General features: G+C 65.4%; 28 protein-coding genes and 2 pseudogenes. 22 read left to right on the top strand and 8 right to left on the bottom strand.

Translation table 11 applies throughout. From position 1 onward, the window contains the following. From RBT42_RS10530 to RBT42_RS10545, 4 genes and pseudogenes are all read left to right on the top strand, one after another. Positions 1-342, top strand: a pseudogene (locus RBT42_RS10530) (hypothetical protein); the annotation flags it as partial. Next, the gene (locus tag RBT42_RS10535; RefSeq protein WP_320364868.1) at positions 339-1,040 is read left to right on the top strand and encodes a hypothetical protein; all 702 of its coding nucleotides are present in this window, start codon (positions 339-341) and stop codon (positions 1,038-1,040) included. The pseudogene RBT42_RS10530 and the gene RBT42_RS10535, both read left to right, overlap by 4 nt. Positions 1,041-1,053: 13 nt before the next feature. Beyond that, entirely contained in the window at positions 1,054-1,380 is a 327-nt protein-coding gene (locus RBT42_RS10540; RefSeq protein WP_320364869.1) for a hypothetical protein, read from the top strand. Between the two features lie 101 nt (positions 1,381-1,481). Beyond that, complete coding sequence (locus RBT42_RS10545) at positions 1,482-1,910, top strand: hypothetical protein (protein ID WP_320364870.1); 429 nt, start codon at positions 1,482-1,484, stop codon at positions 1,908-1,910. 301 nt (positions 1,911-2,211) lie between these two features. Here the strand turns inward: RBT42_RS10545 and RBT42_RS10550 are convergent, their stop codons facing one another. The 3 genes from RBT42_RS10550 to cfa all read right to left on the bottom strand — a co-directional run bounded on the left by RBT42_RS10550 (position 2,212) and on the right by cfa (position 6,334). Beyond that, positions 2,212-2,907 carry a lipase secretion chaperone gene (locus RBT42_RS10550; protein ID WP_320364871.1) on the bottom strand — a complete coding sequence of 232 codons (696 nt, stop codon included), beginning with the start codon at positions 2,905-2,907 and terminating at the stop codon, positions 2,212-2,214. 76 nt (positions 2,908-2,983) lie between these two features. Continuing rightward, a complete protein-coding gene (locus RBT42_RS10555) occupies positions 2,984-5,020 on the bottom strand; it encodes a CocE/NonD family hydrolase (RefSeq protein ID WP_320364872.1) in 2,037 nt (678 codons plus the stop codon). 144 nt (positions 5,021-5,164) lie between these two features. After that, entirely contained in the window at positions 5,165-6,334 is a 1,170-nt protein-coding gene (gene cfa, locus RBT42_RS10560; protein WP_320364874.1) for a cyclopropane fatty acyl phospholipid synthase, read from the bottom strand. Between the two features lie 219 nt (positions 6,335-6,553). On the opposite strand from cfa, the pseudogene RBT42_RS16510 reads away from it, so the two are divergent. The 6 genes and pseudogenes from RBT42_RS16510 to RBT42_RS10585 form a co-directional block, all read left to right on the top strand. After that, positions 6,554-6,718 (top strand): annotated as a pseudogene (locus RBT42_RS16510) (double zinc ribbon domain-containing protein); the annotation flags it as partial. 183 nt (positions 6,719-6,901) lie between these two features. Then, entirely contained in the window at positions 6,902-7,438 is a 537-nt protein-coding gene (locus tag RBT42_RS10565) for a hypothetical protein (RefSeq protein WP_320364875.1), read from the top strand. Between the two features lie 14 nt (positions 7,439-7,452). Then, a complete protein-coding gene (locus RBT42_RS10570) occupies positions 7,453-8,136 on the top strand; it encodes a hypothetical protein (protein ID WP_320364876.1) in 684 nt (227 codons plus the stop codon). Positions 8,137-8,202: 66 nt separating this feature from the next. Further along, positions 8,203-8,949: a zinc ribbon domain-containing protein gene (locus RBT42_RS10575; protein WP_320364877.1), complete on the top strand. Its 747-nt coding sequence runs from the start codon at positions 8,203-8,205 to the stop codon at positions 8,947-8,949. Positions 8,950-9,004: 55 nt separating this feature from the next. Beyond that, complete coding sequence (locus RBT42_RS10580) at positions 9,005-10,843, top strand: zinc ribbon domain-containing protein (RefSeq protein ID WP_320364879.1); 1,839 nt, start codon at positions 9,005-9,007, stop codon at positions 10,841-10,843. A 17-nt stretch (positions 10,844-10,860) separates the two neighbouring features. After that, positions 10,861-11,916 carry an AI-2E family transporter gene (locus RBT42_RS10585; RefSeq protein ID WP_320364881.1) on the top strand — a complete coding sequence of 352 codons (1,056 nt, stop codon included), beginning with the start codon at positions 10,861-10,863 and terminating at the stop codon, positions 11,914-11,916. Here the strand turns inward: RBT42_RS10585 and RBT42_RS10590 are convergent. After that, a complete protein-coding gene (locus RBT42_RS10590; RefSeq protein WP_320364883.1) occupies positions 11,862-12,674 on the bottom strand; it encodes a ComF family protein in 813 nt (270 codons plus the stop codon). The genes RBT42_RS10585 and RBT42_RS10590 overlap by 55 nt on opposite strands. A gap of 72 nt (positions 12,675-12,746) precedes the next feature. Here RBT42_RS10590 and RBT42_RS10595 point away from each other — a divergent pair, with 72 nt between their 5' ends. From RBT42_RS10595 to RBT42_RS10625, 7 genes are all read left to right on the top strand, one after another. Then, entirely contained in the window at positions 12,747-13,706 is a 960-nt protein-coding gene (locus RBT42_RS10595) for a methyltransferase domain-containing protein (RefSeq protein WP_320364884.1), read from the top strand. Between the two features lie 320 nt (positions 13,707-14,026). Continuing rightward, complete coding sequence (coxB, locus tag RBT42_RS10600; RefSeq protein ID WP_320364886.1) at positions 14,027-15,133, top strand: cytochrome c oxidase subunit II; 1,107 nt, start codon at positions 14,027-14,029, stop codon at positions 15,131-15,133. Between the two features lie 40 nt (positions 15,134-15,173). Further along, entirely contained in the window at positions 15,174-16,796 is a 1,623-nt protein-coding gene (gene ctaD / locus RBT42_RS10605) for a cytochrome c oxidase subunit I (protein WP_320364888.1), read from the top strand. Positions 16,797-16,836: 40 nt separating this feature from the next. Then, a complete protein-coding gene (locus RBT42_RS10610) occupies positions 16,837-16,965 on the top strand; it encodes a cytochrome oxidase small assembly protein (protein WP_320364890.1) in 129 nt (42 codons plus the stop codon). A 106-nt stretch (positions 16,966-17,071) separates the two neighbouring features. Next, a complete protein-coding gene (locus RBT42_RS10615; RefSeq protein ID WP_320365008.1) occupies positions 17,072-17,641 on the top strand; it encodes a cytochrome c oxidase assembly protein in 570 nt (189 codons plus the stop codon). Beyond that, positions 17,638-17,868 (top strand): DUF2970 domain-containing protein, encoded by a 231-nt coding sequence (locus RBT42_RS10620; RefSeq protein WP_320364892.1) that lies wholly within the window; start codon positions 17,638-17,640, stop codon positions 17,866-17,868. The genes RBT42_RS10615 and RBT42_RS10620 overlap by 4 nt, the downstream gene beginning before the upstream one ends. A gap of 20 nt (positions 17,869-17,888) precedes the next feature. Further along, positions 17,889-18,773, top strand: coding sequence for a cytochrome c oxidase subunit 3 (locus RBT42_RS10625; RefSeq protein WP_320364894.1), 885 nt, complete (start codon positions 17,889-17,891; stop codon positions 18,771-18,773). Positions 18,774-18,833: 60 nt separating this feature from the next. Here RBT42_RS10625 and RBT42_RS10630 read toward each other — a convergent pair whose 3' ends face one another. Beyond that, complete coding sequence (locus tag RBT42_RS10630; protein ID WP_320364896.1) at positions 18,834-19,055, bottom strand: DUF2909 domain-containing protein; 222 nt, start codon at positions 19,053-19,055, stop codon at positions 18,834-18,836. A 42-nt stretch (positions 19,056-19,097) separates the two neighbouring features. Here RBT42_RS10630 and RBT42_RS10635 point away from each other — a divergent pair, with 42 nt between their 5' ends. Genes RBT42_RS10635 through RBT42_RS10655 form a run of 5 tightly spaced genes read left to right on the top strand, consistent with a single transcriptional unit; the run spans position 19,098 to position 23,527 of the window. Then, positions 19,098-19,943 carry an SURF1 family protein gene (locus tag RBT42_RS10635; protein WP_320364898.1) on the top strand — a complete coding sequence of 282 codons (846 nt, stop codon included), beginning with the start codon at positions 19,098-19,100 and terminating at the stop codon, positions 19,941-19,943. After that, entirely contained in the window at positions 19,930-20,613 is a 684-nt protein-coding gene (locus RBT42_RS10640; RefSeq protein ID WP_320364900.1) for a hypothetical protein, read from the top strand. Before RBT42_RS10635 ends, RBT42_RS10640 begins: the two co-directional genes overlap by 14 nt. 10 nt (positions 20,614-20,623) lie before the next feature. Continuing rightward, positions 20,624-21,877, top strand: a complete 1,254-nt coding sequence (locus tag RBT42_RS10645) for a COX15/CtaA family protein (protein ID WP_320364902.1) — start codon at positions 20,624-20,626, stop codon at positions 21,875-21,877. 25 nt (positions 21,878-21,902) lie between these two features. Beyond that, entirely contained in the window at positions 21,903-22,835 is a 933-nt protein-coding gene (gene cyoE, locus RBT42_RS10650; RefSeq protein WP_320364904.1) for a heme o synthase, read from the top strand. Positions 22,836-22,843: 8 nt separating this feature from the next. Then, the gene (locus RBT42_RS10655) at positions 22,844-23,527 is read left to right on the top strand and encodes an SCO family protein (RefSeq protein WP_320364906.1); all 684 of its coding nucleotides are present in this window, start codon (positions 22,844-22,846) and stop codon (positions 23,525-23,527) included. Positions 23,528-23,581: 54 nt separating this feature from the next. Here the strand turns inward: RBT42_RS10655 and RBT42_RS10660 are convergent, their stop codons facing one another. The 3 genes from RBT42_RS10660 to RBT42_RS10670 are packed head-to-tail and all read right to left on the bottom strand — an operon-like array spanning position 23,582 to position 25,796. Then, on the bottom strand, positions 23,582-24,442 hold the full coding sequence (locus RBT42_RS10660) for a D-hexose-6-phosphate mutarotase (protein WP_320364908.1): 861 nt from the start codon (positions 24,440-24,442) through the stop codon (positions 23,582-23,584). Next, on the bottom strand, positions 24,439-25,371 hold the full coding sequence (locus tag RBT42_RS10665) for a DUF429 domain-containing protein (protein ID WP_320364910.1): 933 nt from the start codon (positions 25,369-25,371) through the stop codon (positions 24,439-24,441). The genes RBT42_RS10660 and RBT42_RS10665 overlap by 4 nt, the downstream gene beginning before the upstream one ends. Further along, entirely contained in the window at positions 25,368-25,796 is a 429-nt protein-coding gene (locus tag RBT42_RS10670; protein ID WP_320364912.1) for a BLUF domain-containing protein, read from the bottom strand. Before RBT42_RS10670 ends, RBT42_RS10665 begins: the two co-directional genes overlap by 4 nt.

A 25,796-nucleotide genomic window follows, 5' to 3' on the forward strand; every position in this document is an offset into this window, starting at 1 on the left:
GATGCTCGCCACGGTGCTCCAGGACCATGCGCACTGCGCGTTCGCGCACCTCAGGTGAAAACTTCGGGGACTTCTTCATGGCTCCATTCTCCAGGGTTGGAGCCTCCGCGAAACCCGGGGCGCTTCAATCCTGCTCACGACATCTTCGGAATGGACGCGATCACGAAGACCAAAGTCATTTACTGGCAGGTCAAGAACAAGAAAACAGGGAAGATCGAAAACTCGCAGGAGCGAGGTCGGTTTGACTGTGTGTATCGCTCTACAGCCGCCCATGGGAAAACCATCTTCTGGCGCTACACGCCTGAGTACGTGAAGGCCACGGGTGCCAAGGAGTACAAATGAAACGATGGTTGTGGTGCTTGGTATGTGCCGTCTTGTCCATGGCAGCCCGAGCAGACGAAGGGCTCAGCAGCGATACTTTCTATGCTCGGCAGCCAGGCCAGGTGTTCAAGGCTTCGTTGGCCCAGGACATGACTGTGGGGTACCTGCAAGGCGATGATGTTCCCTACATGACCTGGGATGGGCGCTTTGGCAAAAGGGCTGCTTACGTCGAGCTGCATGGTGATGAGCTGGTCTTGCGGTCGGGCCAACGTGTCTGGCATCGCCGTCTCAGCCAAGCTGTTCGCGTGGAGGGCGAGGCTCCAGCGGTGCTGGATTCAAAGGGGGTCACGATTTTCCTGAAGGCGGAGAAGGCCGGGCGCGATTCGTTCATCTGTGTGGAGTCATTGCCTGACGGCGCAGGTCAGAGCGCGCCATTTCGCAGCGTTTATTTGCTGGCGGATCCATTGGGCAAGCTCACTGTCTATCAGTTGCCTGAACTGTATGGATCGTGCAAAGGCTTGATGGCTCGCGGTAACGGTGTGCATGTGGTGCCGTACTGGCAGCGGCTCCCCGATGGGCAGCAAAAGACGCATGCGGTGGAGTGGCTGAGGCTTGCGGGCCGCAAAGGTTTCTCGTCCACAGGCGTGAGCGAAACGCTCACAGAGCTGAGTTTGGACAGGTTCGAGCGTGACGCACCCCGGCCTGATGTTGAGCATTGATGGCCGGTTGTGCATGAGGGCCCTGCCCAAGGTTGTCGTTGCTGCGCTGTTGATCATGCCGGCAGTAATGGTGTCAGCATGGGTGCTGCATCGATCTTTCTGCGTTCCCGAGAACCACATTGGCTTTGAGCCCTCCCTGTTGCTTTGGGCTGCGGGGCCTTCAATCCTCCTGGGGTGTGTGGGTTCAAAAGGGCTGCGTTTCCTGGCCTGGGCCATTTCGATCCTGACGGTGGGTTTGATCACTGCAGCCTTGCACTTCAACCTGCTGCTGCAATACGAAGATTGGATTCAGCGCGGCATGCCCGACAAGCCGACATGGGCGATGCTGTGGCAACGATGAACCTGGTCCGGTGTGCAGGCTGTTGCTATCGCACCTGTACCTGTCGTTGGGCTGCGCGGTCGATGCGCCGACCTGCCCGTGAGAACGACGGGGTTTGAACGATGAAGAAAATCAGCCGTTTTTCCCTCGACATGGAAGCGCTCGCGCAGGATCCTGAAGCCACCCATGCGCAGCTTCTGGTTGACGGCCTTCGCACACCGTACAAGCTGGAGGGTGTCAGGCTGGTCGATCAATACGAAACGGACCGTGGCTACCTGATCTTCTCGGACTGCGACTGTCCCTATGAAGAGTTGACCTTCGTGACCTTGTTGAACAAGGACTTCAAGCCGTTGCACAGCAAGATGTTGGGGAAGTTCGTCTACGTGTTCCCGTCCCGGACCTTTACCGTGCAGCGCATCGACATCGACGATGAAGCTTTGGTTGTTCACCCATACAGCCCAGACGAAGGGCGCTATCGCGTGGAGGTGGCCGACGTGTGGACGTGGCGTGGGCGGAGGCTGGGAGTGAAGGCCGTGTGGACACCGACATGAGCCTTCTTTGCCTGGGGTGGACAGCCCTCGCCGCTGGGACAATTTTGGGACACTGACACTTGGATATCGAAGGATAAACAAGTACACTGAAGTACGCTAAGTGATTGTCGTTCTTGGATTTTTTCTCTAAGTCCTTGATCTAAAAGACCGATTTTTTGCTTTCACACGGCAGGGGTCGCAGGTTCGAACCCTGCACCGCCCACCAGAATAAGCCTCACAAGTCATTGATTTGTGAGGCTTTTCTCATTGTGTTGTGCACGTCGTGCGCTGGCCCGGTGTGCTTCCGCTCACAGGCGGCCGCTCAACGAGTGCCTTGCCCCGCCGCCTCCACCACCGCACGCGGATACTCCCGCTCCAGCGCGGCCAGTTCTTCATTGCGCTGCTGCTCACTCCACCCCTGCACCGACAAAATCTGCTGGCGCGCCAGTTGGTAGCGTTGCATCTGTTCCTCTTGCCCGTACAAGGCCTCCTTGAACGTGCTGCCCAGGAACTGCTCACGCAAGGCGCTGGTTTGCTGCCACTGAAGGATGGCGGCCAGACCGGGCTCCACATTGGGGGCCGGCGTCGGCTGGGTTTGCGTGGCCCTCAACGCATCCTGGTAAGCAGCGTAGCGCGTCATCAGGTCGGCGGCCTCACTCAGGGCGGGTTCGCTCAGGTGGGCTTGGGCGGCTTCTCTGAACTGGGCGGCGATCACCTCGGGCGCAGCGCGCGGGTGTTCCGACAAAAAGGTGTCCAGCACATCGCGGGTGTTGCCCGACAGTTGCAGGCGGCCATCCGGCTGGGGGCGCAACTGGTCCAGGGTGGCCGATGTGCGCGCGGCGCTGCCGGTGGTCTCCCACGGAAAACGGTTTTCCGACGCGGCCGGCGTGCTGGGCGACGTCGCGGTGCCGCCCGGCAGGCCGGAGGCGTCATCGCTTGAGGGCGGGTCCGGCCACATCAGCACCACCACAACCAGCAGCGACAGGGCGGAGAGGGCGGCGACAAAAGTTTTGTTCATGTCATGTGCACAGGGCCCGATGCCGTTGGACAACGACACCGGGCCCTGCTGTTTCTACCACTGAGGCGAGTTCAGATCAATTCAGCGTGTTGGCAGGCACCACCGGCAGCACGATGCTGGAAGGATGCTCGGCGCTGTTGAGGATGACCGTGGTGCCACCATTGGCGTTGGCCTGGTTCGGCAGCGGCCACACACCTTGCGCCTGGTTGCTGGCGCTGATGGCCACGCGCAGCTTGTGGCCGGCGCGGATCAGGGCTGCATTCGGGAAGATCTCCACCGGCACCAGCATCGGCTTGCCCGGCACCACGGCCTGGGCCGACGCAGCCGTGAACGGATGCCAGGGCTGGATCATGACGCCGTTGACGTAGCGCGAGCGGCTGGTGTCCACCGCGCGGTAGCGGGCCGACATCAGGCCGGTGCTGATTGGCGTGGCCACGCCATCGGGTGAGACGCTGTCCACGCGCACGGCCAGGGCCGCGTCCGTGTGGGTGGTGGTGACCCAGACATCGGCCTGGATGGGGCCGTTCAGGTACAGGTCTGAGGTCAGCGTCGGGGTTTCGTAGATGGCCGCCTTCTGCGCGGTTTCCACCTTGTTGGCATCGGTGTAGCAGGAGCCACCCAGAATGCCGGCGATACCCAGGGTCCACTGGTCGTAGCTGGTCGAGCACTTGCTGCCGTCGTTGAGCGTGACCTCGGCCTTGACGCTCTCGTTGCCGCGCGAAATCGTCACCACCGGGGCGGTCGGCTCCTTCACGGAGGCGGCCACTTCGGTGGACGTGGGGGCCTGTGCGCTCAGCAACTTGCCTTCACGCAGGTACATGCGCTGGGCGGACATCTGCGGGTGGGGCCAGTCGGTGGCGCGGGCGTAGCGCTGGGTGGAGCCGCTGCCATAGCCTTGCACATACTGGGTCACATTGGGCATGCTGGCAGCGCCGGTGTTCTTGCCCTTGAGGTACTGGTCAAACCACTGCAGCAGCAGGTAGCGGCCCTTGGGCACGCCCTCGGCCCCGCCAATGAGCTTCATGATCGAGCCCACATGCGAGCCCGGCAGCACCAGCAGCTTGGTGTTGGCGTTGCGCTTGACTTGCTCGTACAGCAGGGGCACGTCGCGCTGGAAGATGTCGTTGGTGCCGCCGACCAGGAAGGTCGGGACCTTGATCTGGTTGGCGCCTTCGATCGGCGAGCGCACCGACCAGAACGAGCCGTCGTCGGTGGCTATGCCCACCTTGCCGGCCAAGCCGTTGTTCACTGTGGGCAGGTACCAGCTGTCGATGGCGTCGATGTGCTGCTGGTTGGCCAATTTGATGGTCGAGGCCAGCTTGGGGTTGAGCAGTTGTTCGACCGTGTTGAGGGCACCCACGCTCAGGCCATGCGTCAGCGGCAGCCAGATGCTCAGGAACTGGGCGTTCAGCAGGCCGCCCACGCCGACCACGCCACGGTAGGCGTCGCCCATGGGCACGGCGGCGAACACGGCCTTGACGGCGGGGTGCTGCTGCTTGGCGGTGAGCATGCTGGTGATGCCCAGGTAAGAGGTGCCGGCCAGGCCCAGGTTGCCGTTGAACCAGGGCTGCTGGGTGACCCACTTGACTGCTTCGCCGTAGGCTTGCTGTTCGGCCTCGCCGATCAGTTGGGTTTCGCCGGTGGACATGCCGGTGCCCCAGGCGTCGACGGCCACGGTGATGTAGCCGCGGCGGATCATGTAGTCGTCCTTGCCGCCGATGATCAGGGTGGTGTCGCCGGTGGCGATGGTGCCCAGGATCTGGCCCACGCCGTTGCGGTAGGCGGTTTGCGTCAGGATGACGGGGAACTTGCCGGAGGCCTGTTTGCCCCAGATGTTGGCGGGCACGGACACGCGCACCGACAGCTTGTCACCGGTGCTGGTGGTGATGTACTGCAGCGGCAGCGAGATGGAGCGCGGGTAGTCGGCGGCGCGATCGTAGGTGGACCAGTTGACGTAGGGGTTGGTGGTCGTCGGGGCGTTGGCCTGGCTCAGGGTGCCACGTGTGCCCAGGGTCGTGGTTTGGGCAATGGCGTTGGTCAGGGCGCCAGCCATGAGGCAGCTGGCGAGGGTGGCAAGCGCGAGAGGGCGCAAGGTGCGTGTGCGGAGGGTCATGGGGACCTTTCATTGAAGAATGTGACTTTGTACCGAGTCACATTGGGGTCCCTCCCCCGTGTAATCCCCCGAAATGCCTGTGAACGCCCGGTTCAAGGGGCCTGGAAACTGACAACGGGGGTGAACAGGTGAGCTTCGCGGCGCTCACCGGGGCGCAGACACGCGCCGGTACACGCCGGCACGTCCCGGGTGCGAGAGCACCCATTGCCACAGTTGCACGTCACGGGCGCGGAAGGCGCCCGCGCACGAGAGCAGGTAGTAGCGCCACATGCGGTGGAAGCGCTCGCCGAGCTGTTCGGCAAAGCGAGGCCAGGCGTCTTCAAAACGCTGGTGCCAGGTCATCAGCGTCCGGTCGTAATCGGCGCCGAAGTTGTGCAGGTCCTCCACCACGAAGCGTCGCTCGCAGGCGTGGCCGATCTGCGCGATGGTGGGCAGCTCGCCGTTGGGGAAGATGTACTTGTGGATCCACGGGTCGGTGCCGTGGCCAGGCTCGTTGCGTCCAATGGTGTGCAGCAGAAAGAGCCCATCGGGCGCCAGGCAGCGCTTGGCCACGCTCATGTAGGTGTCGTAGTTCTTCTGCCCGACGTGCTCGAACATGCCCAGGCTGACGATGCGGTCAAAGCGCTCGCTCAAGCCTCGGTAGTCCATGAGGTGGAACGCCACCGGCAGGCCCTCGCACAGCTGGCGACCCAGCGCGGCTTGCTCGGCAGAGATGGTCACGCCCGTGCAGCGGACGCCGTGGCGCTCGGCGGCGTACTTCATGAAGCTGCCCCAGCCGCAACCAATGTCGAGCACATGCATGCCTGATTGCAGGCCCAGCTTTTGGCAGACGAGTTCCAGCTTGTTCTCCTGGGCCTCGTCCAAGTCGCGGGCGCCTTCCCAGAGGGCGCAGGTGTAGGTCATGCGACGGTCGAGCATGGCCGCGTAAAACGCATTGCCGAGGTCGTAATGTTGTTGGCCGACTTGCCAGGCGCGAGGCTCGGTCTGCAGGTTCAGCCAGCGAGCCCGCAGGTGATGCCAGGCGGTGCTGAGGCTGCGCACGCGCGAGGCCATGTCGGCACGCAGCAGGCGGTCAAAGAGCTGATCCAGGTGCTGGCAGGTCCACAGACCGTCCATGTAGGTCTCGCCCAGCCCCAGATTGCCGTGGGCCAGGACACGCTCAGGGACGCCTTCGCCCAGCAGTTGCAGATCCCAGGGGCGCTGCCCGTCGAGGCGCACATCCGCGCTGGCCAGCAGGGTCGCCAGATGACGGTGCGCTGCCCTGTCCCCGCTGTGGACAGGGGACGGCGCGTGCGTGAGGTCGTGTTGGGCCATGAATGTCCCCTGACGTGCGGTACACGGTTGCATTGCAGCAACGATGGCGCGGGGCGTCAAGGGGCGCGCGAGCGAGGCTCCGGATCAGGAGACTGTTGTTCTTTGATCGACCTCATGAAAAGCAGGACGCCTCATTGTCATAATCGTTACAAATTCGATTGCTACCGTCACACCTTCGGGGTTGAATGTGCGACGTCCTCGTCCGAGATTTGAAGATCAATGCAGTGTCATAAATGTGGAAATGGGCTGGCCGCAGGCGCCCGGTTTTGTGGAAAGTGCGGCGAGCCTGTGACGGTGCCGGCCCCCGAGGTCGCACCGGCCGAGTCGGCGACCCAGCCGTGCCCGAGCTGTGGCGCGGCGTGTAAACCCGGGGCGAAGTTCTGCGGCAAATGCGGTCATGCTTTCGCTGCTGCACCTGCACCTGCACCTGCACCTGCACCTGCACCTGCACCCGCTGAACTGCCTGTTGAATCCGACGTGGTGCCGGTTGTGGAGCCTGTGACGGCACCGATCACGGCATCGGCTCCCGAGATGCCGCCGGCGCCGTCCGCTCCCCCAGAGCCGCCGGTGCCGCAGCCGGCCGTGCCTCCGGTGACCGAGCCGGCCAGGTCCGAACGTTCCGAGTCAGTCGCGTCGAAGCCGGCCCCTCAGCCCGGACGCTCAGGCAACAAAGCCGTCATCGCGCTGGTGGCGGCGTCCGTCGTGGTCCTGGGGGTGTTCGCGTGGTGGTTGACCTCACGCAGCTCGACACCTGTGGCCGATGAACCCGCTCTGCCCGAGCCTTCTGCCGAGGCATCGGACGCGGCCATGCCTGAAGCGACACCGCAGCCGATTGCGCCGGTCACCGAGGCACCCGTGCCGGTGCTCAACGCACCTCCGCCCGAGCCCGCCCCGGAGGAGATCATCGAGAGCGAGCCGGTCGCGGTGCCGCCGACCCCCAGCGTGGACGAGGCCGCCCAGGCTCAGGCTCGCCGCCTGAAGGTGGAGGAGGAAGCACGCCAGGCGCAAGCCCGTCGCGAGGCGCAGGCCCAGGCGCGGCAACGCGAGCAGGACAAGGCCAAGCTGAACCAGGCCAACAAGACCTTGGACGATTTGCTGAAGTGAACACGGGAGCACGTATGAACAAGTTTGGATGGACCGCCATCGCCCTGACCATCGGTCTGACGGGTTGTGCCAACACGGCCGGGCAGGGGGGCATGGACAACAAGACCACCGGCGCCGTCGTGGGCGGGGCCTTGGGCTGCGCGGGGGGGGCCCTGCTGGCCAAGCTGGCCGGTGGGAACATGGCTGCCGGCTGCGCCATGGGCGCCGTGGTCGGTGGCCTGGTCGGCTTTGAGCGCGCGCGACAGGAAGAGATTGCCGAGGCCGAGCGTGTCCGTCAGGAAGCGATCCAGGCCACTGCCTCCTTGCCGCCCCAGCAGCGTGCACGCGGGGGGGAGGTGAAAACGGTGGAGGTGGTGGCCAAGGACAAGGCCACCGGCAACACGCAGAAGATCAAGACCTTCGACTCGGTCAGCATCGACCTGCCCATCTCGGCCAAGGGCACGCCCGAGTACACAGCGGCCATGGGCAAGCTCAAGACGCTGGCCGAGCGGGTGGCCGATGAGCGTGGTTCGGCCGAGATCCGCGTGGCGGTGACGCCCGCCGATGCCCGCGCCAGCAAGGTGAACATGGCCGGCGGCCAGGTGCAGACGGCCAAGGGCAACCCCATCACGGTGACCAAGGTGACCGACACCAGTGTGCCCAAGGGCATGGAGCGCATCACCGTCAAGGCGGGACGCCTCAAAACCACCGAGGTCTGATCCTCAGCAACCGCCTCGCGAGGCGGTTTTTTTCTCTCTCATCCATCACTACATCAGGAACATCGCATGGCCTTGGTCATCAAATCGTGGAGCGTCAAATCCAACCCGGCCTCGGGAGAGCCTTACGTCAAGGTCGTGGCCCGGGAAAGCGGCTTCTGGAGCTTCGTCTTCTCTCTGTTGGGGATCGACGCCACCACCACCTTTCAGGTGACGGGCACGCGCATCGAGTTCGAGCAAGGCTCCCTGTCCGGCTTCATTCGGCGCCTGACCACCTTCGAGCACGTCTGCTCCACGTTCTATGGGCGTTTCAAGCCCTGGAAGACCGCCTTGGGCATCTTTGGCTTCTGCCTGTTCCTCGGCAGCGCGATGCAAAGCGGTTGGGCCCTGTTTGCCTTCTTCGTGCTGGGCGCGGTGATTTCGGGCTTGTATTACGTGCTCAATCGCCAACTGACCTTCGGCTTCACCGATGCCGCCGGTGAAGTGGCGGCCATCACCTTCAAGCGCTCCGTGATCGAGGGCCAGGAGATCAATGAAGAGCAGTTGCACAAGATCATCGGTGTGATCGAGAACCTGATCAAGCACCGGGACGATCACGTGGGCGAGGTGGACATGGGCAGCAGCTCGCAAGGTGGTCGCATGGCGAGTCCGGCACCGACCTCGCTGCGTCAGGTCTTCAACGGCCCGGACATGGCCGTGCCACCCGCTGCAGTGCCTGCGAAGCCGGCTGTTCAGCCGGGGGCCTGCCCCAAGTGCGGCAACAGCGTCACCGCTGACGACGTGTTTTGCGGTGGTTGCGGCCACAAGCTGAAGTAAAGCGGCCTGCGTCGCGCAGTCTCAGCCTCCGACTCCCCGTTCCTCTGTTTCGCCTATGTCTTACGAATACAGCTCCGAGCAAGCCCAGCTTGATTTCCCCAATCCCTACCGCGTCGAGAACATCCTGTGGGCGGTGCGCGCCACTGTCTTGCTGGTGTGCGCCCTGGCCTTGATCTTTTTGGCACGCAAGCATCTGGCGCAGCAGGCGCTGGGCAGCTTCATCGTGCCGGTGGCGCTGGGTGTGGGCATGCTGGTGCTGGCCGCCTGGAACTTCGTGCGCATCGGGCAGCAGCTGCGTGTGTTCTTCGGACGGGGCCAGCCCGCCGGCCTGGCGCCGGAGCTGGAAGCTGACAAGCTGGGCCTGCCCGATGGCGCCAAGACCCTGATGCAGACGGTGCGTCAGGGTGCGCTGGAGTTCGCCATTCCCAGTGGTGCGCTCAATGGGGTGCTGTACTCGCTGGTCAAGGACCTGATTACGGCGCCGGCCTATATCCAGAACGTGCTGCAGAACCGTTTTGCCAATCTGGCGTCCTACGCGTTCCTGCTCTTGATCATGCTGGTGGCGATGATCTTCGTCTGGGGCTCGCCCATCCAGGCCTGGGTGGGTGGCTTCTTCCTGGCACTGGTGGTCTTCATGGCCGTCAAGCCGGTATCGGGCAGTGACGTGCAGGCCAAGGTCAGCTTCAACCTCAAGCAAATCGTGGGGTTGACGCTGGCGGCCATCCTGGGCCCCGTGGCTCTGGGCTTTCTCAGCGGCGTCCTGCCCGATCTGGAATGGGCCAGCTTCGGCACCCAGGCCCTGATCATCCTGGTGGCCCTGGCCGCCATCGAAGGTGTGTTTTTCGTGGCCGTGCAGCGCCACATCGACCCGCCGCCCCCGGTCAGCAAGGTCGACACGCAAGACAACTTCAGCTTCAATGCCGACCCGAACCTGCTGATGCAGGAGCTCGACCGCGAGATGCAGCGCAGCTGGACGCACCGCATCCCCAACCGCCGCTACGCTCGCGTCCTGCCCAACATCAACCTGGGCAGCCGTGCCGGCAACTTCAAGGGCCAAATTCTGGAAGAGACCCAGCCGATGGCGCCCTCGGCGTTCAAGCGCATGGACTTCTCGGTCGCCAAGGCCTACCCGCGCTTCTTCTGGCTGATGATCATTGACCTCATGGGCGTCGTGTTGACCTTGGCGGGGGCGCTGGCGCTGGTGATCTTCGCCGTGCGCTTCGATCCGATGAGCGACTGGCGCCCGGTGCTCGGCTTTGCCTCGCTGGGCCTGTCGCTGGTGGCCGTCGGTGGCTACGCCTTCCGCAGTGCCCACACCCTGTGGGGCCGTTTCGACTTCGAGTCCACGCTGACCTGGGTCGAGATGGAAGGCAGCTACATCCGCTCCAAGGTGGACATCGGCAACCGCCTGCAAGACCGCGTCTTCACCGAGCGCGAAGTGGTCAACGTCGAGAACATGACCTTCCGCGTCTGGGTGATGCAGTTGCGCAGCGTGGTCTTTGGCCACCAGAGCCATGGCAGCGTCACGCCCCGCATCATCACAGGCATGCTGAGTCAGCCCAAAGAGGCCGAGTACCTCAAGAACCTGGTGCGCCAGTTTGCGGGTGAGCAGAGCATCGTGATCGCGCCGACGGCCAACGAAGACGCCCGCCGCATGGCGGCCATGGGAGCGCTCAATCAGCTGGGCGGCGCGTCACCCTCGACGGCCGCGTTGACGTCCGGCGTGGTGGCCGAGACTTTGTTGCAGGCGGCGGCCCCCCAGGCCGAGGCCGTGCCCGAGGCGGTGGTGGCGCCGCTCACGTCGGCCAAGGTGGTGTGTGGGGCCTGCGAAACGGTCAATGACAGCGACAATGCTTTCTGCGAAAGTTGCGGTACCCCCATCCCTGCCACCTGACCCCGCTTGCCTGACACATGGACCCTCTGCGCGCCGACCGTCTCCTGGCCATCGTGGCCCTGACCTTCCTCGCGGTCGGTTGCGTCTATGTGTTGTGGCCCTTCATGAGCTCGCTGGCCTGGGCGGCCATCCTGGCGTCGACCTGTTGGCCGCCCTTGCTGTGGCTGGACCGTATCTTGAAAGGTCGGCGCGTGCTGGCGGCCAGCTTGGTCACGGCCTTGATCACCCTGGTCGTGCTGGGCCCGGTGACGGCGGTGGCGTTCGGTTTGGCCGAGAACGTGGCGCAGTTGGGACGGGGCATCAACAATCTGGTCAACAGTGGTCTGCCCGATGCGCCCGCCTGGCTGCGTGAGCTGCCTCTGGTCGGTCAGTCGCTCTTCGAGTACTGGCAGCGGCTGGCACACGATGGCAAGCGGCTGATGGCCGAGCTGGGCAAGCTGGCCGACCCGGCCCAGAAGCTGGCGCTGACCACGGGCCGCCTGGTGGGCAAGGGCGTGATCGACATCGCCCTGTCGGTGTTCCTGGCTTTCTTCCTGTTCCTGCACGGTGAAGCCCTGGCAGTGCGCCTGCGCGTGGCGCTGTCGCGCCTGGCCGGCACGCGCGCGGGCTACCTCATCGAGATCACCCAAGGTACGGTCAACGGCGTGATCTACGGCATCCTGGGCACGGCCCTGGCCCAGGGCGTGCTGGCGGCCATCGGCTTCCTGATTGCGGGGGTGCCGGCGGCCATGTTGCTGGGCGTGGTGACCTTCTTCTTCTCGGTGGTGCCGGTGGGGCCGCCGCTGGTGTGGGGCGGTGCGGCCATCTGGCTGTTCCAGCAAGGGGAGCTGGGCTGGGCCGTGTTCGTGGCGGCCTGGGGCTTCTTCCTCGTCAGCACGGTGGACAACGTCATCAAGCCCTTCATCATCAGCCGTGGCTCGCGGCTGCCCTTTGCGGTGGTGCTGCTGGGCGTGCTGGGTGGGGTGCTGGCCTTTGGCGTGATCGGTGTCTTCCTGGGCCCGACGCTGCTGGCCCTGGGCTACCGACTGCTCAGCGAGTGGACGACCGCAGACCCCGCTGAGTCAGCCGCCTGAGCACCTGATCGGTCGGGCGCCGGCGTGCGCGCCAGCACCCAGGCGGACACGCTGCGTGCCCCTGCCTTCCGCAGGGTGCGGGCGACCTCGTCCAAGGTGGCGCCGGTGGTGAGCACGTCGTCCACCACGGCAATGTGACGGCGTTGAATGTGGGGCAGGGCGGCCTCGGACACCTCGAAGGCGCCTGCGATCTGGGCGCGCCGGGCCTCGGCATCCAGGTGCATGAGCCGTTCGGTGTGATGGGCGCGGTGCAGCACATCGTGGCGCGCGGGGTGATTCAGGTTTCGCGCCAGATGCTGGGCGAGCAGCCAGGTCTGGTTGTAGCCGCGCTCGAGCAGGCGAGGGCGCGACAGTGGCACCGGCACAATCAGGTCGACCCGGTCACGGCGCTGTGCCAGGGCCTTTAGCATCAGGTCGGCCAGCGGCCGAGCCAGTGCCGTGCCTTCCTGAAACTTGAGGCGCGACAGCGCCCCCTGCCACGGCGCCGCATAGTCCAGCGCCGCAATGGCGCGGTCAAACTCGGGAGACTGGTCTTCGCAGGCTGGGCAGACGCTGTCGAGGGCGTGGCCGCGCAGGGCGATGGCGCAGCGCACGCAGCGTGGCACGGGGCGCTGCCAGCGTTCCACGCAGAGCTGGCAGAGGGGGGTGTCTTGCCACTGGCCACACAGCAGGCAGGTGGTGGGCAAAAGCGTGGGCAAACCGCAGGCCTTCAGCCAGGCGCGCAGTCGAGAAGCCCCGGATGACGGCACGGTTGGCATGGCCTCAATATACTGACGCATCCCGAGCGTGCGCCATCGCCCGCAGTGGGGACTTCAGCGCCTTTTCATCCCATGTCCGACTCTTCTTCCGCCGCCGCTTCGGCCCCGCCAGCCTGCGCCCCCCATCGGCGCGCCTTGCAGCGTCAGACGCGGCGCCTGGCTGCCTTGCCCGAGGCGCCCTGGCTCCATCAGGAAGCGGCACGTCGCCTCGCGGCCAAGCTGGCGCCCATTCGCCTGCAACCCAAGGATTGGATCGACTGGTCGGCCTTTCTCGGGGCGGGGGCGGAGCTGGTGCAGTCGCAGTACCCGCAGGCGCAACGCTGGGTGGTCGAGCCCTCGGGCGAGCTGGCGCAGCGCAGCCAGGCCCAGTTGGCGCAGAACGCGCCGCGCGACTGGCGCAAGCTGTGGCGCCGTGAGGTGCCACAGGCCCACGTCGAGCCCGTAGCGGCCGATGTGCCTTGGCAGCGTGATGGCGCCGAGGGGGCCCAGATGCTGTGGGCCAACATGACCCTGCACGCCAGCGCCGACCTGCCGGGTCTGATGCGCCGTTGGTACGCGCACCTGGCCGTGGGCGGCTTCCTGATGTGCTCCGGTCTGGGGCCGGACACCGCCCGCGAACTGCGCGCCGTGTACGCCGCGCTGGGCTGGCCGCAACCCACCATCGATTTCATCGACATGCACGACCTGGGAGACGAGCTGGTGCAAGCCGGCTTTGCCGACCCGGTGATGGACATGGAGCGTCTGACCTTGACCTGGGCAACGCCCGAGGCGCTGTTGGCCGAGCTGCGCACCTGGGGCGGCAATGTGGCCCACGGGCGCTTTGTCGGTTTGCGCACGCCTCGCTGGCGTCAGCGTCTGCTTGACGCCTTGCGCGAGCGCCTGATGCGACCGGATGGCCGCCTGGGCCTGACCGTCGAGCTGGTTTATGGCCACGCCATCAAGCCCACGCCGCGCGTCAAGGTGGAAGCCGAGGCGCGTGTGTCCTTGCAGGACATGAAGCGCATGATCCGCAAGGCCGACAAGCCAGCTTGATACATGCCGACACACCGCGGTGTCTTCTGACGTCAACCACGGGTAATTCATAGCATGGAAGCGCCGATTCGCGGTTGAGGTAGCGCAAACCGCTGACTAGAATGGGTTGAACGCCTTGCGTTGCACATTGCGGCGCGAGGTGGGTCGGTGTACGGCTGGCCGGGGATCCCGGTGCCGTGTACGGGTCGCACAGACCCCGTTCAACCACGACGAGTCAAGACATGAGCTATGTGCCCGGGTTTGCAGTTCGTTCGTTTGGGTCTGGGGCGCTACGCCTGTCTTCTCTGAGGCGCCAACTCGTCGGGGGCTTGCTGCTCCTGATGATGCAAGCCAGTTGGGCGGTCAACGACCTGCCCGGTGGCCCTGCCGTGCGGCAGCTCGATCTGCACCCGCCCGCCACGCGCATCGCCGCCGAGCAGCAGTGGCTGCACTACATGATGCTCTACATCTGTGGTGCGATCTTCGTCGGGGTGTTTGGCGTGATGTTCTACGCCATCTTCAAGCACCGCAAATCCAAGGGCGCCAAGCCGGCCGACTTCCACGAATCGACCACGGTCGAGATCATCTGGACGGTGATCCCCTTCATCATCGTGATCGGCATGGCGCTGCCTGCCACCAAGGTCGTCGTCGCCCAGAAGGACACCACCAATGCCGACCTCACCATCAAGGCCACGGGCTATCAGTGGAAGTGGGGCTATGACTACCTCAAAGGCGAGGGCGAGGGCATTTCGATGCTGTCCACGCTCGACGCCTCGCAGCGCGCCTTGTCCGACGCCGGCACCCCGCAAGGCGACAACTACCTGCTCAAGGTGGACAACCCGCTGGTGGTCCCGGTCGATCGCAAGATCCGCATCATCACCACCGCCAACGACGTGATCCACTCCTTCATGGTGCCGGCCTTTGGCATCAAGCAGGACGCGATTCCAGGCTTTGTGCGTGACACCTGGTTCCGCGCCGAGAAGGTGGGCGACTACTACGGGCAATGCGCCGAGCTGTGCGGCAAGGAGCACGCCTACATGCCCATCCATGTGCGTGTGCTGACCGCCGAGGACTATGCCGCCTGGGTGGCCGAGCAGCACAAGGCCATGCAGGCCAAGGCCGATGACCCCAACAAGGTCTGGACGCAGGACGACCTGGTGGCCCGTGGCGAGAAGGTCTACGCGGCCAACTGTGCCGCCTGTCACCAGGCCAACGGCAAGGGCGCCGGTGCCATCAAGCCGCTCGATGGCTCGCCTGTCGTGCTGGACGCCGATGTGGGCAAGCAGATCCACGTGTTGCTCAACGGCCAGAACAACAACCTGATGCCGGCGTGGCGTCAGCTGTCGGATACCGAGATCGCCGCTGTCATCACCTACACCAAGAACCACTGGTCCAACAAGACCGGGCAGGTCGTTCAGCCCGCCGCCGTGATGGCTGCGCGCCAGTGAATCCGGCCTTACACCGCACAGGATCAGGAAAGGACTTTCCATGAGCGCAGTTCTGGATCACGCCGGCCACGGTGAGCACGCTCACCATGACCACGGCCACCCGCATGGCTGGCGGCGCTGGGTGTTCGCCACCAACCACAAGGACATCGGCACGCTGTACCTGCTGTTCTCGCTGACCATGCTGATGATCGGCGGCGTGCTGGCGCTGGGCATCCGCGCCGAGCTGTTCCAGCCTGGGTTGCAACTGGTCAACCCCGAGCTGTTCAACCAGCTCACCACCATGCACGGCATCATCATGGTGTTCGGGGCCATCATGCCGGCCTTCGTGGGCATGGCCAACTGGATGCTGCCGCTGCAGATTGGCGCCTCCGACATGGCCTTTGCGCGCATGAACAACTTCAGCTTCTGGCTGATGATCCCGGCCGCCTGCCTGCTGGTGGGCTCCTTCTTCATGCCCGGTGGTGCGCCGGCTGCGGGCTGGACGCTGTACGCGCCGCTGACCCTGCAGATGGGCCCGTCGATGGATGCCGGCATCTTCGCCATGCACCTGCTGGGCGCTTCGTCCATCATGGGCTCGATCAACATCATCGTGACCATCTTGAACATGCGCGCGCCGGGCATGACGCTGATGAAGATGCCGATGTTCGCCTGGACCTGGCTGATCACGGCCTACCTGCTGATTGCCGTGATGCCGGTGCTGGCTGGCGCCATCACGATGACGCTGACCGACCGCCACTTCGGCACCAGCTTCTTCAACCCGGCCGGCGGCGGTGACCCGGTCATGTACCAGCACATTTTCTGGTTCTTTGGCCACCCCGAGGTCTACATCATGATCTTGCCGGCCTTCGGCATCATCAGCCAGATCATCCCGGCTTTCGCGCGCAAGCGCCTGTTTGGCTACACCTCGATGGTCTACGCCACGGCGTCCATTGCCATCCTGAGCTTCATCGTGTGGGCGCACCACATGTTCGCCACTGGCATGCCGGTCACCGGCCAACTCTTCTTCATGTACGCCACCATGCTGATCTCGGTGCCCACGGGCGTGAAGATCTTCAACTGGGTGGCCACCATGTGGCGCGGCTCCATGACCTTCGAGAGCCCGATGCTGTGGTCGGTGGGCTTCATCTTCGTGTTCACGATGGGGGGCTTCACGGGCCTGATCTGCGCGGTCGCCCCCATCGACATCCAGATCCAGGACACCTACTACGTGGTGGCGCATTTCCACTACGTGCTGGTGGCAGGCTCCCTGTTTGCGCTCTTTGCCGCCTTCTACTACTGGGCGCCCAAGTGGACCGGCGTGATGGTGCCGGAGTGGAAGGGCAAGCTGCACTTCTGGTGGTCGCTGATCGCTTTCAACATCACCTTCTTCCCGATGCACTTCCTGGGCTTGGCGGGTATGCCGCGTCGCTATGCCGACTACCCCATGCAGTTCACCGATTTCAATGCGGTGGCCTCCATCGGGGCGTTCGCCTTCGGTTTCGCGCAGGTGTACTTCATCTTCGGCGTGCTGATCCCGGCCATGCGCGGCAAGGGTGAACCGGCCCCGGCCAAGCCCTGGGAAGGCGCCGAAGGCCTGGAGTGGGAAGTGCCTTCGCCGGCCCCCTTCCACACCTTCGAGACCCCGCCCAAACTGGACCCGTCCGCCACGCGCGTGATCGGCTGAACAAAGGCCCTGATGCCTGAAACCGGATGAGGAGCAAGCCATGAGTGTCACCCCTTCCATCAAACTGGGCCGCCGCCGCAATGTGCGCCTGGCCTTGATCCTGGCCTCTGTGGCGGCGACGTTCTTCCTCGGCTTTGTCGCCAAGATCATGCTGCTGTCTTCTCACTGAGCGCACGCCGTCACGCTTGCGCCCGAGGCCTCCCATGACCGAGCCAACAGCCTCCCCGCCCCAACAGGCCCCAAGAGGGCCATGTGCTCAACACGGGCGGGTGCGTGTGGCGCTGCAACGGGCCAACGCCGCCATGGTGGGCAAGCTGGCGGTGATCACGGTGCTGATGTTCGGCTTCGGCTACGCGATGGTGCCGATGTACCGTCACATCTGCGCGGCGCTCGGCATCAATGTGCTGAGTCTGGGTGATCGGCAGATTCCCGGTGCCACTTCGTCTGTTCAGCCCAACACGCAGGTCGATCGCAGTCGCACCATCACCATCGAGTTCGACGCCAATGCGCGCGGCCCCTGGGATTTCAAGCCCGCGGTGCGCTCAGTGCAGGTGCACCCCGGCGAGTTGATGACGGTGATGTACGAGTTCCGCAATCGCCAGCCCCGCGCCATGGCAGCGCAGGCCATCCCCAGCTACGCACCCAAGCAAGCCACCTCGCATTTCAACAAGATGGAGTGCTTCTGCTTTGCCGAGCACACGCTCAAGCCGGGTGAGAGCAAGCAGTGGCCGGTCACTTTCGTGATCGACCCCAAGTTGCCGAAAGACGTGGCCACCATCACGCTGTCCTACACCTTCTTCGAAGTGGGCGGCAAGGTGCCGGCCGCACCCAAGGGGGCGGTATGAGCGAGGACCTGCGTCACGCGGCTCAGCGTCCCGGCTCGTTCTGGCAGACGCTCAAGGCGGTCGCGTGGTCTTTTTTCGGGGTGCGCAAGTCCAGTGACTACGCACAGGATGTGGCCCGGATCAATCCGGTGCACGTCATCGTTGCCGGGGTGTTGGCCGCCCTGGTGTTTGTGTTGGGGCTGGTGTGGCTGGTGCGATGGATCATCGCCAGCGGCGTCGCTCAGTGAATTCGGTCGAGGAGCACAACATGTCGACAGCGGTTCCCAAAGGACAAGCCCCGTACTACTTTGTGCCTGGGCCCTCCCGGCATCCGGTGATGGCGGCCATCGGCCTGTTCTTCGTCATCCTCGGCGCCGGGCAGTGGGTCAATGGCGTGGACTGGGGAGCCTACTCGCTGGCCTTTGGTCTGCTGTGGTGGGCGGTGGTGCTCACGCAGTGGTTTGGCGATGCCATCCGTGAGAGCGAGAGCGGGCTCTACAGCCAGCGCATCGATGTGTCCTACCGCTGGGCCATGGCCTGGTTCATCTTCTCCGAGGTGATGTTCTTTGGTGCCTTCTTCGGGGCGCTGTACTGGGCCCGTCTGCATGTGATCCCGAACCTGGGCAGCATCGACAACGCCTTGCTGTGGCCCGACTTCAAAGCCATCTGGCCCTCGGATGTGCCGGGCTACACCGCTTCGCCCGCTGGCACGGTTGAGCCCTTCCGCACCATGGGGCCCTGGCCGCTGCCCACCATCAACACGGCCTTGCTGTTGACGTCCGGCGTCACCCTGACCATCGCGCACCATGCCTTGCTGGCGAACCAGCGCGCCAAGACGGTGGGTTTCATGTGGCTCACCGTATTGCTGGGAGCTTCCTTCCTGGGTCTGCAAGGCTATGAGTACTACGAGGCCTACACCCACCTCAACCTCAAGCTCTCATCGGGCATCTACGGCTCCACCTTCTTCATGCTCACCGGCTTTCACGGCCTGCATGTGTTCGTGGGCACCTTGATGCTGCTGTTCATCACCCTGCGCCTGCAGAAGGGCCACTTCACGCCCGAGCGGCACTTCGGCTTCGAAGGTGCGGCCTGGTACTGGCACTTCGTGGACGTGGTCTGGCTGGGCCTGTATGTGGTCGTGTACTGGACCTGATGGCGAGCGGCCACACCGATTCAGCCGCTGCCCTTGGCGTCGGGCCCCATCGTCAAAGGCTCAGCGATCGATGGGCAGCCCCGTCGGTTGAATCCAGCCGAGTTGATACGCAACCCAGATGAAGACGAACAAGGCCACGGAGAGCCCCACCCGCCAGGCAAGCGCCCGCATCATGCGGCGTGGCGCCGGTGTGCTGGAGTCAGGGTTGCGCAGCATGGCCCGACCGGCCAGGGCCAAGGCAGCGACGATGGCCACCAGGGCCAGGGCAAGGATCCATTTCATGCGACCCGATTATGGGCACGCCACGCGGCAGGGCACAGCGAGATGACCCCAGGTCGCGCACGCCTCATCGCCTGCGTGGCCGGCGCCGCCACGGTGCTGCTGACCGCCTCACTCGGGCAGTGGCAGCTGCGCCGCGCCGACGAGAAGCAGCAGGCCCAGGCGCTGCTCACCGCCCGCCAGCAACTGCCCGCCTGGCAGTCGGCCGATTGGCCCTGCGACGGTCGAGCTGCGGAGGCCTTGCCCGTGCAGCGCCCGGTCCAGCTCACCGGCACCTGGGTCACCGAACGCACCGTCTGGCTCGACAACCGCACCCAACAGGGGCGCACGGGCTTCGAGGTGGTCACCCCTTTGCGTCTGCATGCGCCGGGCAGTGTGTGTGATGGCCGCCTGCTGCTGGTGCAACGCGGCTGGGTGCCCCGCCATGCCCACGATCGCCTGCACGTTCCCGATCTGCCCACCGCCACCGGCCTTGTCACCGTACCCGGGCGGGTGGTGGCCTCGGTCTCGCGCGTGTACCAGTTGGGCGCCGAGCCGCCGCCTGTCGCTACCGGTGGCGACGCCGTCACGGGCACCAGACCTCAGTCCCTGATCCGTCAGAACGTCGATGCCGCGTTCTGGCAAGCCTGGCTGGGGCAATCCCCGCTTCCCGGTGCAGTGCTTCAGGTGCAAGCTGAGGTTGAGCGATCACCCAACGCGTCCACCGCTCCCGTTGTCTTGAGTCGCCAATGGGCCGCACCCGATCTGGGGCGAGACAAGCACCTGGCCTATGCCGTGCAGTGGTTTGCCTTGTCGGCGGTAGCGGGTGGTTTGACCCTGTGGTTCCAGTTCCTCCGTCCCCGGCGTCTGGCCCGACGCCTTGTCCAAAGTGCCCACCATGCCGCCTCCTGAAGCTGCCTCTCCCAACCCCATGCTGCAACTGAGCGTCCACAGCCTGCCCGCAGCGGGCGCCTCGGCGGTGCAGCGCACGCGCCTGGGCCGCCTCAAGATGCTGCTGATCTGGGCGGTGTGTGCCGCCCCGGTCGTGGCCTCCTACCTGAGCTACTACGTCATCAAGCCTCAGGGGCGCACCAACCACGGCACTCTGATCACCCCACCCAAGCCCATGACCGCCGAGGCCGGGCTGAGCTTCACCAACCTGCAAGGCCAGGCCGTGACGCCCCAGGCCTTGCAAGGCCAATGGCTGCTGGTCAGCGTGGCGGGCGGTGCCTGCGATGCTGCGTGCGAACGCCAGCTCTATCTGCAGCGCCAGCTGCGCGAGGCGCTGGGCCGAGACAAGGACCGCGTCGACCGCGTCTGGCTGATCCCGGACCAGGCCGAGGTGCGGCCCGCCTTGCTGCCCGCGCTGGCCCAGGCCTGGACGTTGCGGGTCGATGCCAGTCGCCTGTCGCAATGGCTGCAGCCGGACGTGGGGCAGACGCTCAGCAGCCACCTGTATCTGGTGGACCCCAGGGGCGACTGGATGATGCGCTTTCCGGCCGATGCCGACCCGGCGCGCGTCAAAAAGGACCTGATGCGCCTGCTCAAGGCCAACGAGTCCTGGGACGAGGCCGGCCGTTGAGGGTGCTCGCATGATCGACCTCATCAACCTGGCACCCGCCCTGGAAGTGGCCTTGCTCGGTGCCGTGCTGGCTCTGCTGGCCGCCGGCGGTGTGAGGTGGCGCGCCCGCCGTGCGGGCCTGGCCGGCTGGCCGGCGTGGCAGCATGCTCTGACGGTGGCCACGCTGTTCCTCACCATCGATCTCGTGGTGTTTGGCGCCTTCACCCGCCTGACCGACTCCGGCCTGGGTTGCCCTGACTGGCCGGGCTGCTACGGGCAGACCAGTCCCTGGGCGGCGCACGCCCAGATCGCCGTCGAGCAGGCCGCGGTGCCCCATGGCCCCGTCACCCACAGCAAGGCCTGGATCGAGATGACGCACCGTTACCTGGCCACCGGCGTGGGGGCCTTGATCACCGGCCTCATGGTGGCTGGCTGGTGGCTGCGTGACCGTCGTGGCAGCTTGTCCCCATGGTGGGCCACGGCCACCTTCGTGTGGGTGTGCGCGCAGGGGGCCTTCGGGGCGCTCACTGTGACCCTCAAATTGCAGCCCATCATCGTCACCCTGCACCTGCTGGGCGCCTTGCTGGGCGTCGGCCTCTTGACCGCACAGGTGCGCGTGCTGGAGGGTGTCAGGTCGCCCCCTTCCGAGCGCGATCTGGGCACCTCCGCGCACCTGCACGCCTGGGCGTCTGCGCCCTTGCGACATTGGGGCTGGCTCGTGCTCACCCTGGTGTCGGTCCAGGTGGCTCTGGGCGGCTGGGTCAGCACCAACTATGCGGTGCTGGTGTGCAGCGACATCCCCACCTGTCAGGGCCAATGGTGGCCGGACATGGACTTTGCCAACGGCTTCCACCTGCTGCGTGCGCTGGGCGAGAACGGGCAGGGCGAGCCCATCAGCATGGCCGCGCTCACCGCCATCCACATGAGCCATCGTCTGATGGCCCTGGTCATCGTTGTGGCCCTGTGGCGCTACGGCGCTGCCTTGCGCGCCTGGCGCCCTGACGCGCACGCCGCCGTGACCGCGCGTGAAGCCGCCCATCCCTGGCGCCGCGAAGGCCTGTGGCTGTGGGGCCTGCTCGCCTGGCAGGTGCTCAGTGGCCTGAGCAATGTGGTGCTGGGCTGGCCCCTGGCCGCGGCGCTGGCGCACACCCTGGGCGCCACCTTGCTGGTCTGGCGTCTGGTGCACCTGCTGGTCTTGCCTCGCCTCGTTCACGAGCCCATCGGCTTGCGGGCCCCTGCACCTCAGGGACTTCACCCTGGTGTGGCCCGCGTGTCCACCCCATAGTCAGTTCACCTACCGGAGGATGCCCATGCCTGATGCCCTCGCTGCACCCTCATCCGTCGCGCTGCCGGCGCCGCCTGCGCCCATGCCCTCGGTCTTTCGTCAGTTTTATGTGCTGACCAAGCCCAAGGTGGTGCAACTCATCGTCTTCTGTGCGGTGATTGGCATGCTGCTGGCCGTACCGGGCGTGCCCACCCAGGCCGAAGCGCTGCGGGCCGTGGCGGCCTGCGCCGGCATCTGGCTGGTGGCCGGTGCCGCGGCCGCTTTCAACTGCCTGATCGAGCAGGGCATCGACGCCCGCATGAAGCGCACCGCCTGGCGTCCCACTGCGCGCGGAGACCTGTCCCGGCGCCAGACCCTGCTGTTCAGCGCCGTGCTGTGCGGCCTGGGCATGGCCATCCTGGCGCTGTGGGTCAACCTGCTGACCATGTGGCTGACGCTGGCCACCTTCGTCGGTTATGCCGTGGTCTACACGGTGGTGCTCAAGCCGCTCACGCCGCAGAACATCGTCATCGGCGGGGCTTCTGGCGCGATGCCGCCGGTGCTGGGCTGGGCGGCCTTGCGCGGCGAGGTCGGGCCCGAGGCCCTGATGCTGTGCCTGATCATCTTCCTGTGGACCCCGCCGCACTTCTGGGCCCTGGCGCTCTACCGCGTCGAAGACTACGCCAAGGCTGGCTTGCCCATGCTGCCAGTCACGCACGGCAACGCCTTCACGCGCCTGCACGTGCTGCTCTACACCCTGGTCTTGCTGGCGGGCACCTTGCTGCCCTTCATCTACGGCATGAGCGGCTGGCTCTACCTGACTTCCGCGCTCGCCCTCGGGATCTTGTTCCTGGTCTATGCCTTCCGGCTGTGGCGGCGTTACAGTGACGCACTGGCCCGCAAGACCTTTCGCTTCTCCATCATCTACCTGATGCTGTTGTTTGCCGCCTTGCTGGTCGACCATTACTGGAAGATCTGAGCGCCCCGATGACCCGCAAGCCTGTTTCTCACCCTGATGTCTCCCGCCGCCGCACCCTGAAACTGGCTGCCACCGCGGTCCTGAGTCTGTCGGCCGTCTGGGGCCTCGGTGCCTGTGACCAGATCTCCGACATGACCCGCCCCAAGGCCGGCCTGAAGTTCAACGGGGTGGACATCACTGGCGCCACCTACGCCCAGAAATTGCGCCTCAAGGACTTTGACGGGCGCATGCGCGACCTGTCCGAGTTCAAGGGCAAGGTCGTGTTCGTGTTCTTCGGCTTCACGCAGTGCCCCGACGTGTGCCCCACGACCATGGCCGAGCTGGCCGAGTTGCGTCGCCGCCTCGGGCCCGATGGCGACAAGGTGCAGGGCGTGTTCGTCTCGGTGGACCCGGAGCGAGATACGCCCCAGGTGCTCAAGGGCTACCTGACCGCCATGGACCCCAGCTTCGTGGGCCTGACCGGCTCGCCCGACGAGATCCAGGCGGTCGCACGCGAGTTCAAGGTCTTCTACCAGAAGGTCGAGACGCCCAGCGGGGGCTACACCATCGACCACACCGCGGGTTCCTACATCTTCGACCCTCAGGGTCAGGTGCGCCTGTTTGCCCGCTATGGCATGCCGCTCGATCAGCTCACTGCCGACGTGCGTCAGCTGCTCAACCTGCCTGCTGTGGGGGCCTCGGCAGCCCATTGAGGGGGCACTGGGCTAGGTTGTGACCCAGCCCAGTCATCGACGCGGCGGCCGGTTTCACTCGGTCAGCAAGACCAGGCTCTGGCGGCCGCTCCACTCTTCTTCCGGGCCCAGGGTGATCGGCTCGAAGACTGCGGCCGCCTCCACGCACAGCATGCGCTGCCAGTCGGCATCGGGCATGTCGGCCAGCGCGGCGCATTTGTGCGGCCCCGGGTTCCAGATCACCGCATCGGGCCAGCCGGCCTGCGTGATGTTCACGCGGCGCGGACCATCGCGCAGCAGCAGGTCCTTCACGCCACTGTAGATGCGGTCGAACTCGCCGTAGAAGCGCTTCTCCGGGTGGTCTTCGATGTGGCGCTCGTCCAGCACGGTGTCCTCGAAAGGACAGCCTTCCAGGCCCAGCAAGCGCACCTGCGTCACGTCCGACACCGCCAGGTAGGTGTGCAGTGCCGCCGTGAAGTCCCATGCGGTTTCACTCGGGTTCTGCACATACAACTCCAGATCCAGGCGCGTGTTGCTCACCGACACCGTCGTCTCCACCGTGAAACTGTGTGGCCACAGCGCACGCGTCTCGGCGGTGTCGTCGAACACCAGGGTCAGCTGCGCATGGTCCTTTTCCTGGCGGCTGCTCTCCACCGTCCAGGCGCGCGTGCGCAGCAGGCCATGGCGGGGCAGAGTGGTGTCTGGCCCCCGTTGATTGAACTGCGGGAACACCACCGGCACCCCGCCGCGCACGGCCTGGCCGGGGGCGATCACCGCCTGGGGCGACAGGTACAGTTGTTCCTCCCCCCGCGCGGGGATCCACGAAATCACCTGCGCCCCATGCAGCAGCACGGTTGCCTGGGCCCCATCGGGCGATTGCACGCGCACGGCCGGCTGGCCCTGCACCTCGATCATGTCAAACATCGTCTCACTCATGCCGTGAGTATCCACCCTTCGACCGGGTCCATCTCGGGCGACAGACCCCAGCGCGCATCGCCCGCCTCGTGCCGCTGCTGCGCCCAGGCTGCCTGCATCAGACACAGCACCGCATCCAGCCGGTCACCTTTCGGGTCGGCCGCCAGATGGTCGCGCTGCGCAGGCGTCAGCTTCAAGCGCAACCCCAGGCGCGTGCGTCCTTGTTCCAGCGCATCGATCAGGTCCATGCGAGCAATCAGGCGCTCCGGGCTGGCGTCGGTCTCGCTCTTGTAGCTGCGACGCCCCAGAATTTCGCCGGCCAGCAGACCGGGGTAGGCTTCCAGTGCGACGGCTTCGGCTCGGCCTGGACGCAAGCCCGGCAAGCTCACATCAGCGTGGACCAGGCGCTGCAGGCCCTCGAAGTACATCTTGCCGACCGGCACATAGCGCGTCTGCAGTGGGCTGGTGCTCGACAGCCCTGGCACGGCCCGGTCGGTGGCGCGGTGCAGCAGCTTGCTGCCCGCAGGCCGTGCGGTGTCCCAGGTCTGTCCCCAGCCATCGACCAGGCGCTGAAAGCCGGCACGGTCGCCGCAGTGGACTTTCAGCGCGGAAATCAGCTTGTCACAGTCGGCCTTTGGCGACGCGGCCTCTCGCAAAGGTGCGAACGCGTCGCCCGGACCGTGCGCGGCCAGGGCCTGCACAAACGGGCGTGGCAACCCGAAGGGGAAGTCGCAGCCCATCACGAAACCGTGCGTCCATCCGGCGGCGGCCATGCCCACCGGCTGCAAGCGTGCCGCCCACTCATCCAGGCTGGGCAGGGCTTCCAGGGCCAGCAGCTTGACAGCATGGCCCGCACGCACTCCCTGGGCCAAGGTCAAAGGCTTGCGCCGCGTGGGCGCGCAACTGAAGTCCAGGCCCAGCAGCGCAGGCCCCGTGCCAACGATCCTCAATTGGCGCGGCTGACGATGCTGGCCGTGGCCAGCAACTCATCGAGCAGCGCCATCGACACCTTGCCCGAGACGGCATACGGGTCCAGCACCGGCCGTTCGGAGTACTTCAACAGGATCGACGGGTTGACCCGCTCCAGGTTCACCTGTCCCATCGTCCAGCCGGAAAAGCGCCGTTCGGTGATTTCTTCGTGGTGCAGCACGATCACGTCACGGTGACGGGGGTCGCTGCAGATGCGGCTGTAGAGGTGGTTGACCGCATCGCGGCCGCCTTCGAGCACCTGCATGAAAATCTCGTCGCTGTGACACAGCAAACCGGTCACGCCCAGGGCCGGGTTGGTCTTGCGCGAGGTGGTCAGGATGCTGTCGATCACCTCGGGGGTCAGGGGCTCAGCCGCGCGGCTGGCATAAAGCAGTCGAACCAACAT

The organism is Aquabacterium sp., assembly GCF_034003525.1.
Lineage (GTDB): Bacteria > Pseudomonadota > Gammaproteobacteria > Burkholderiales > Burkholderiaceae_C > Aquabacterium.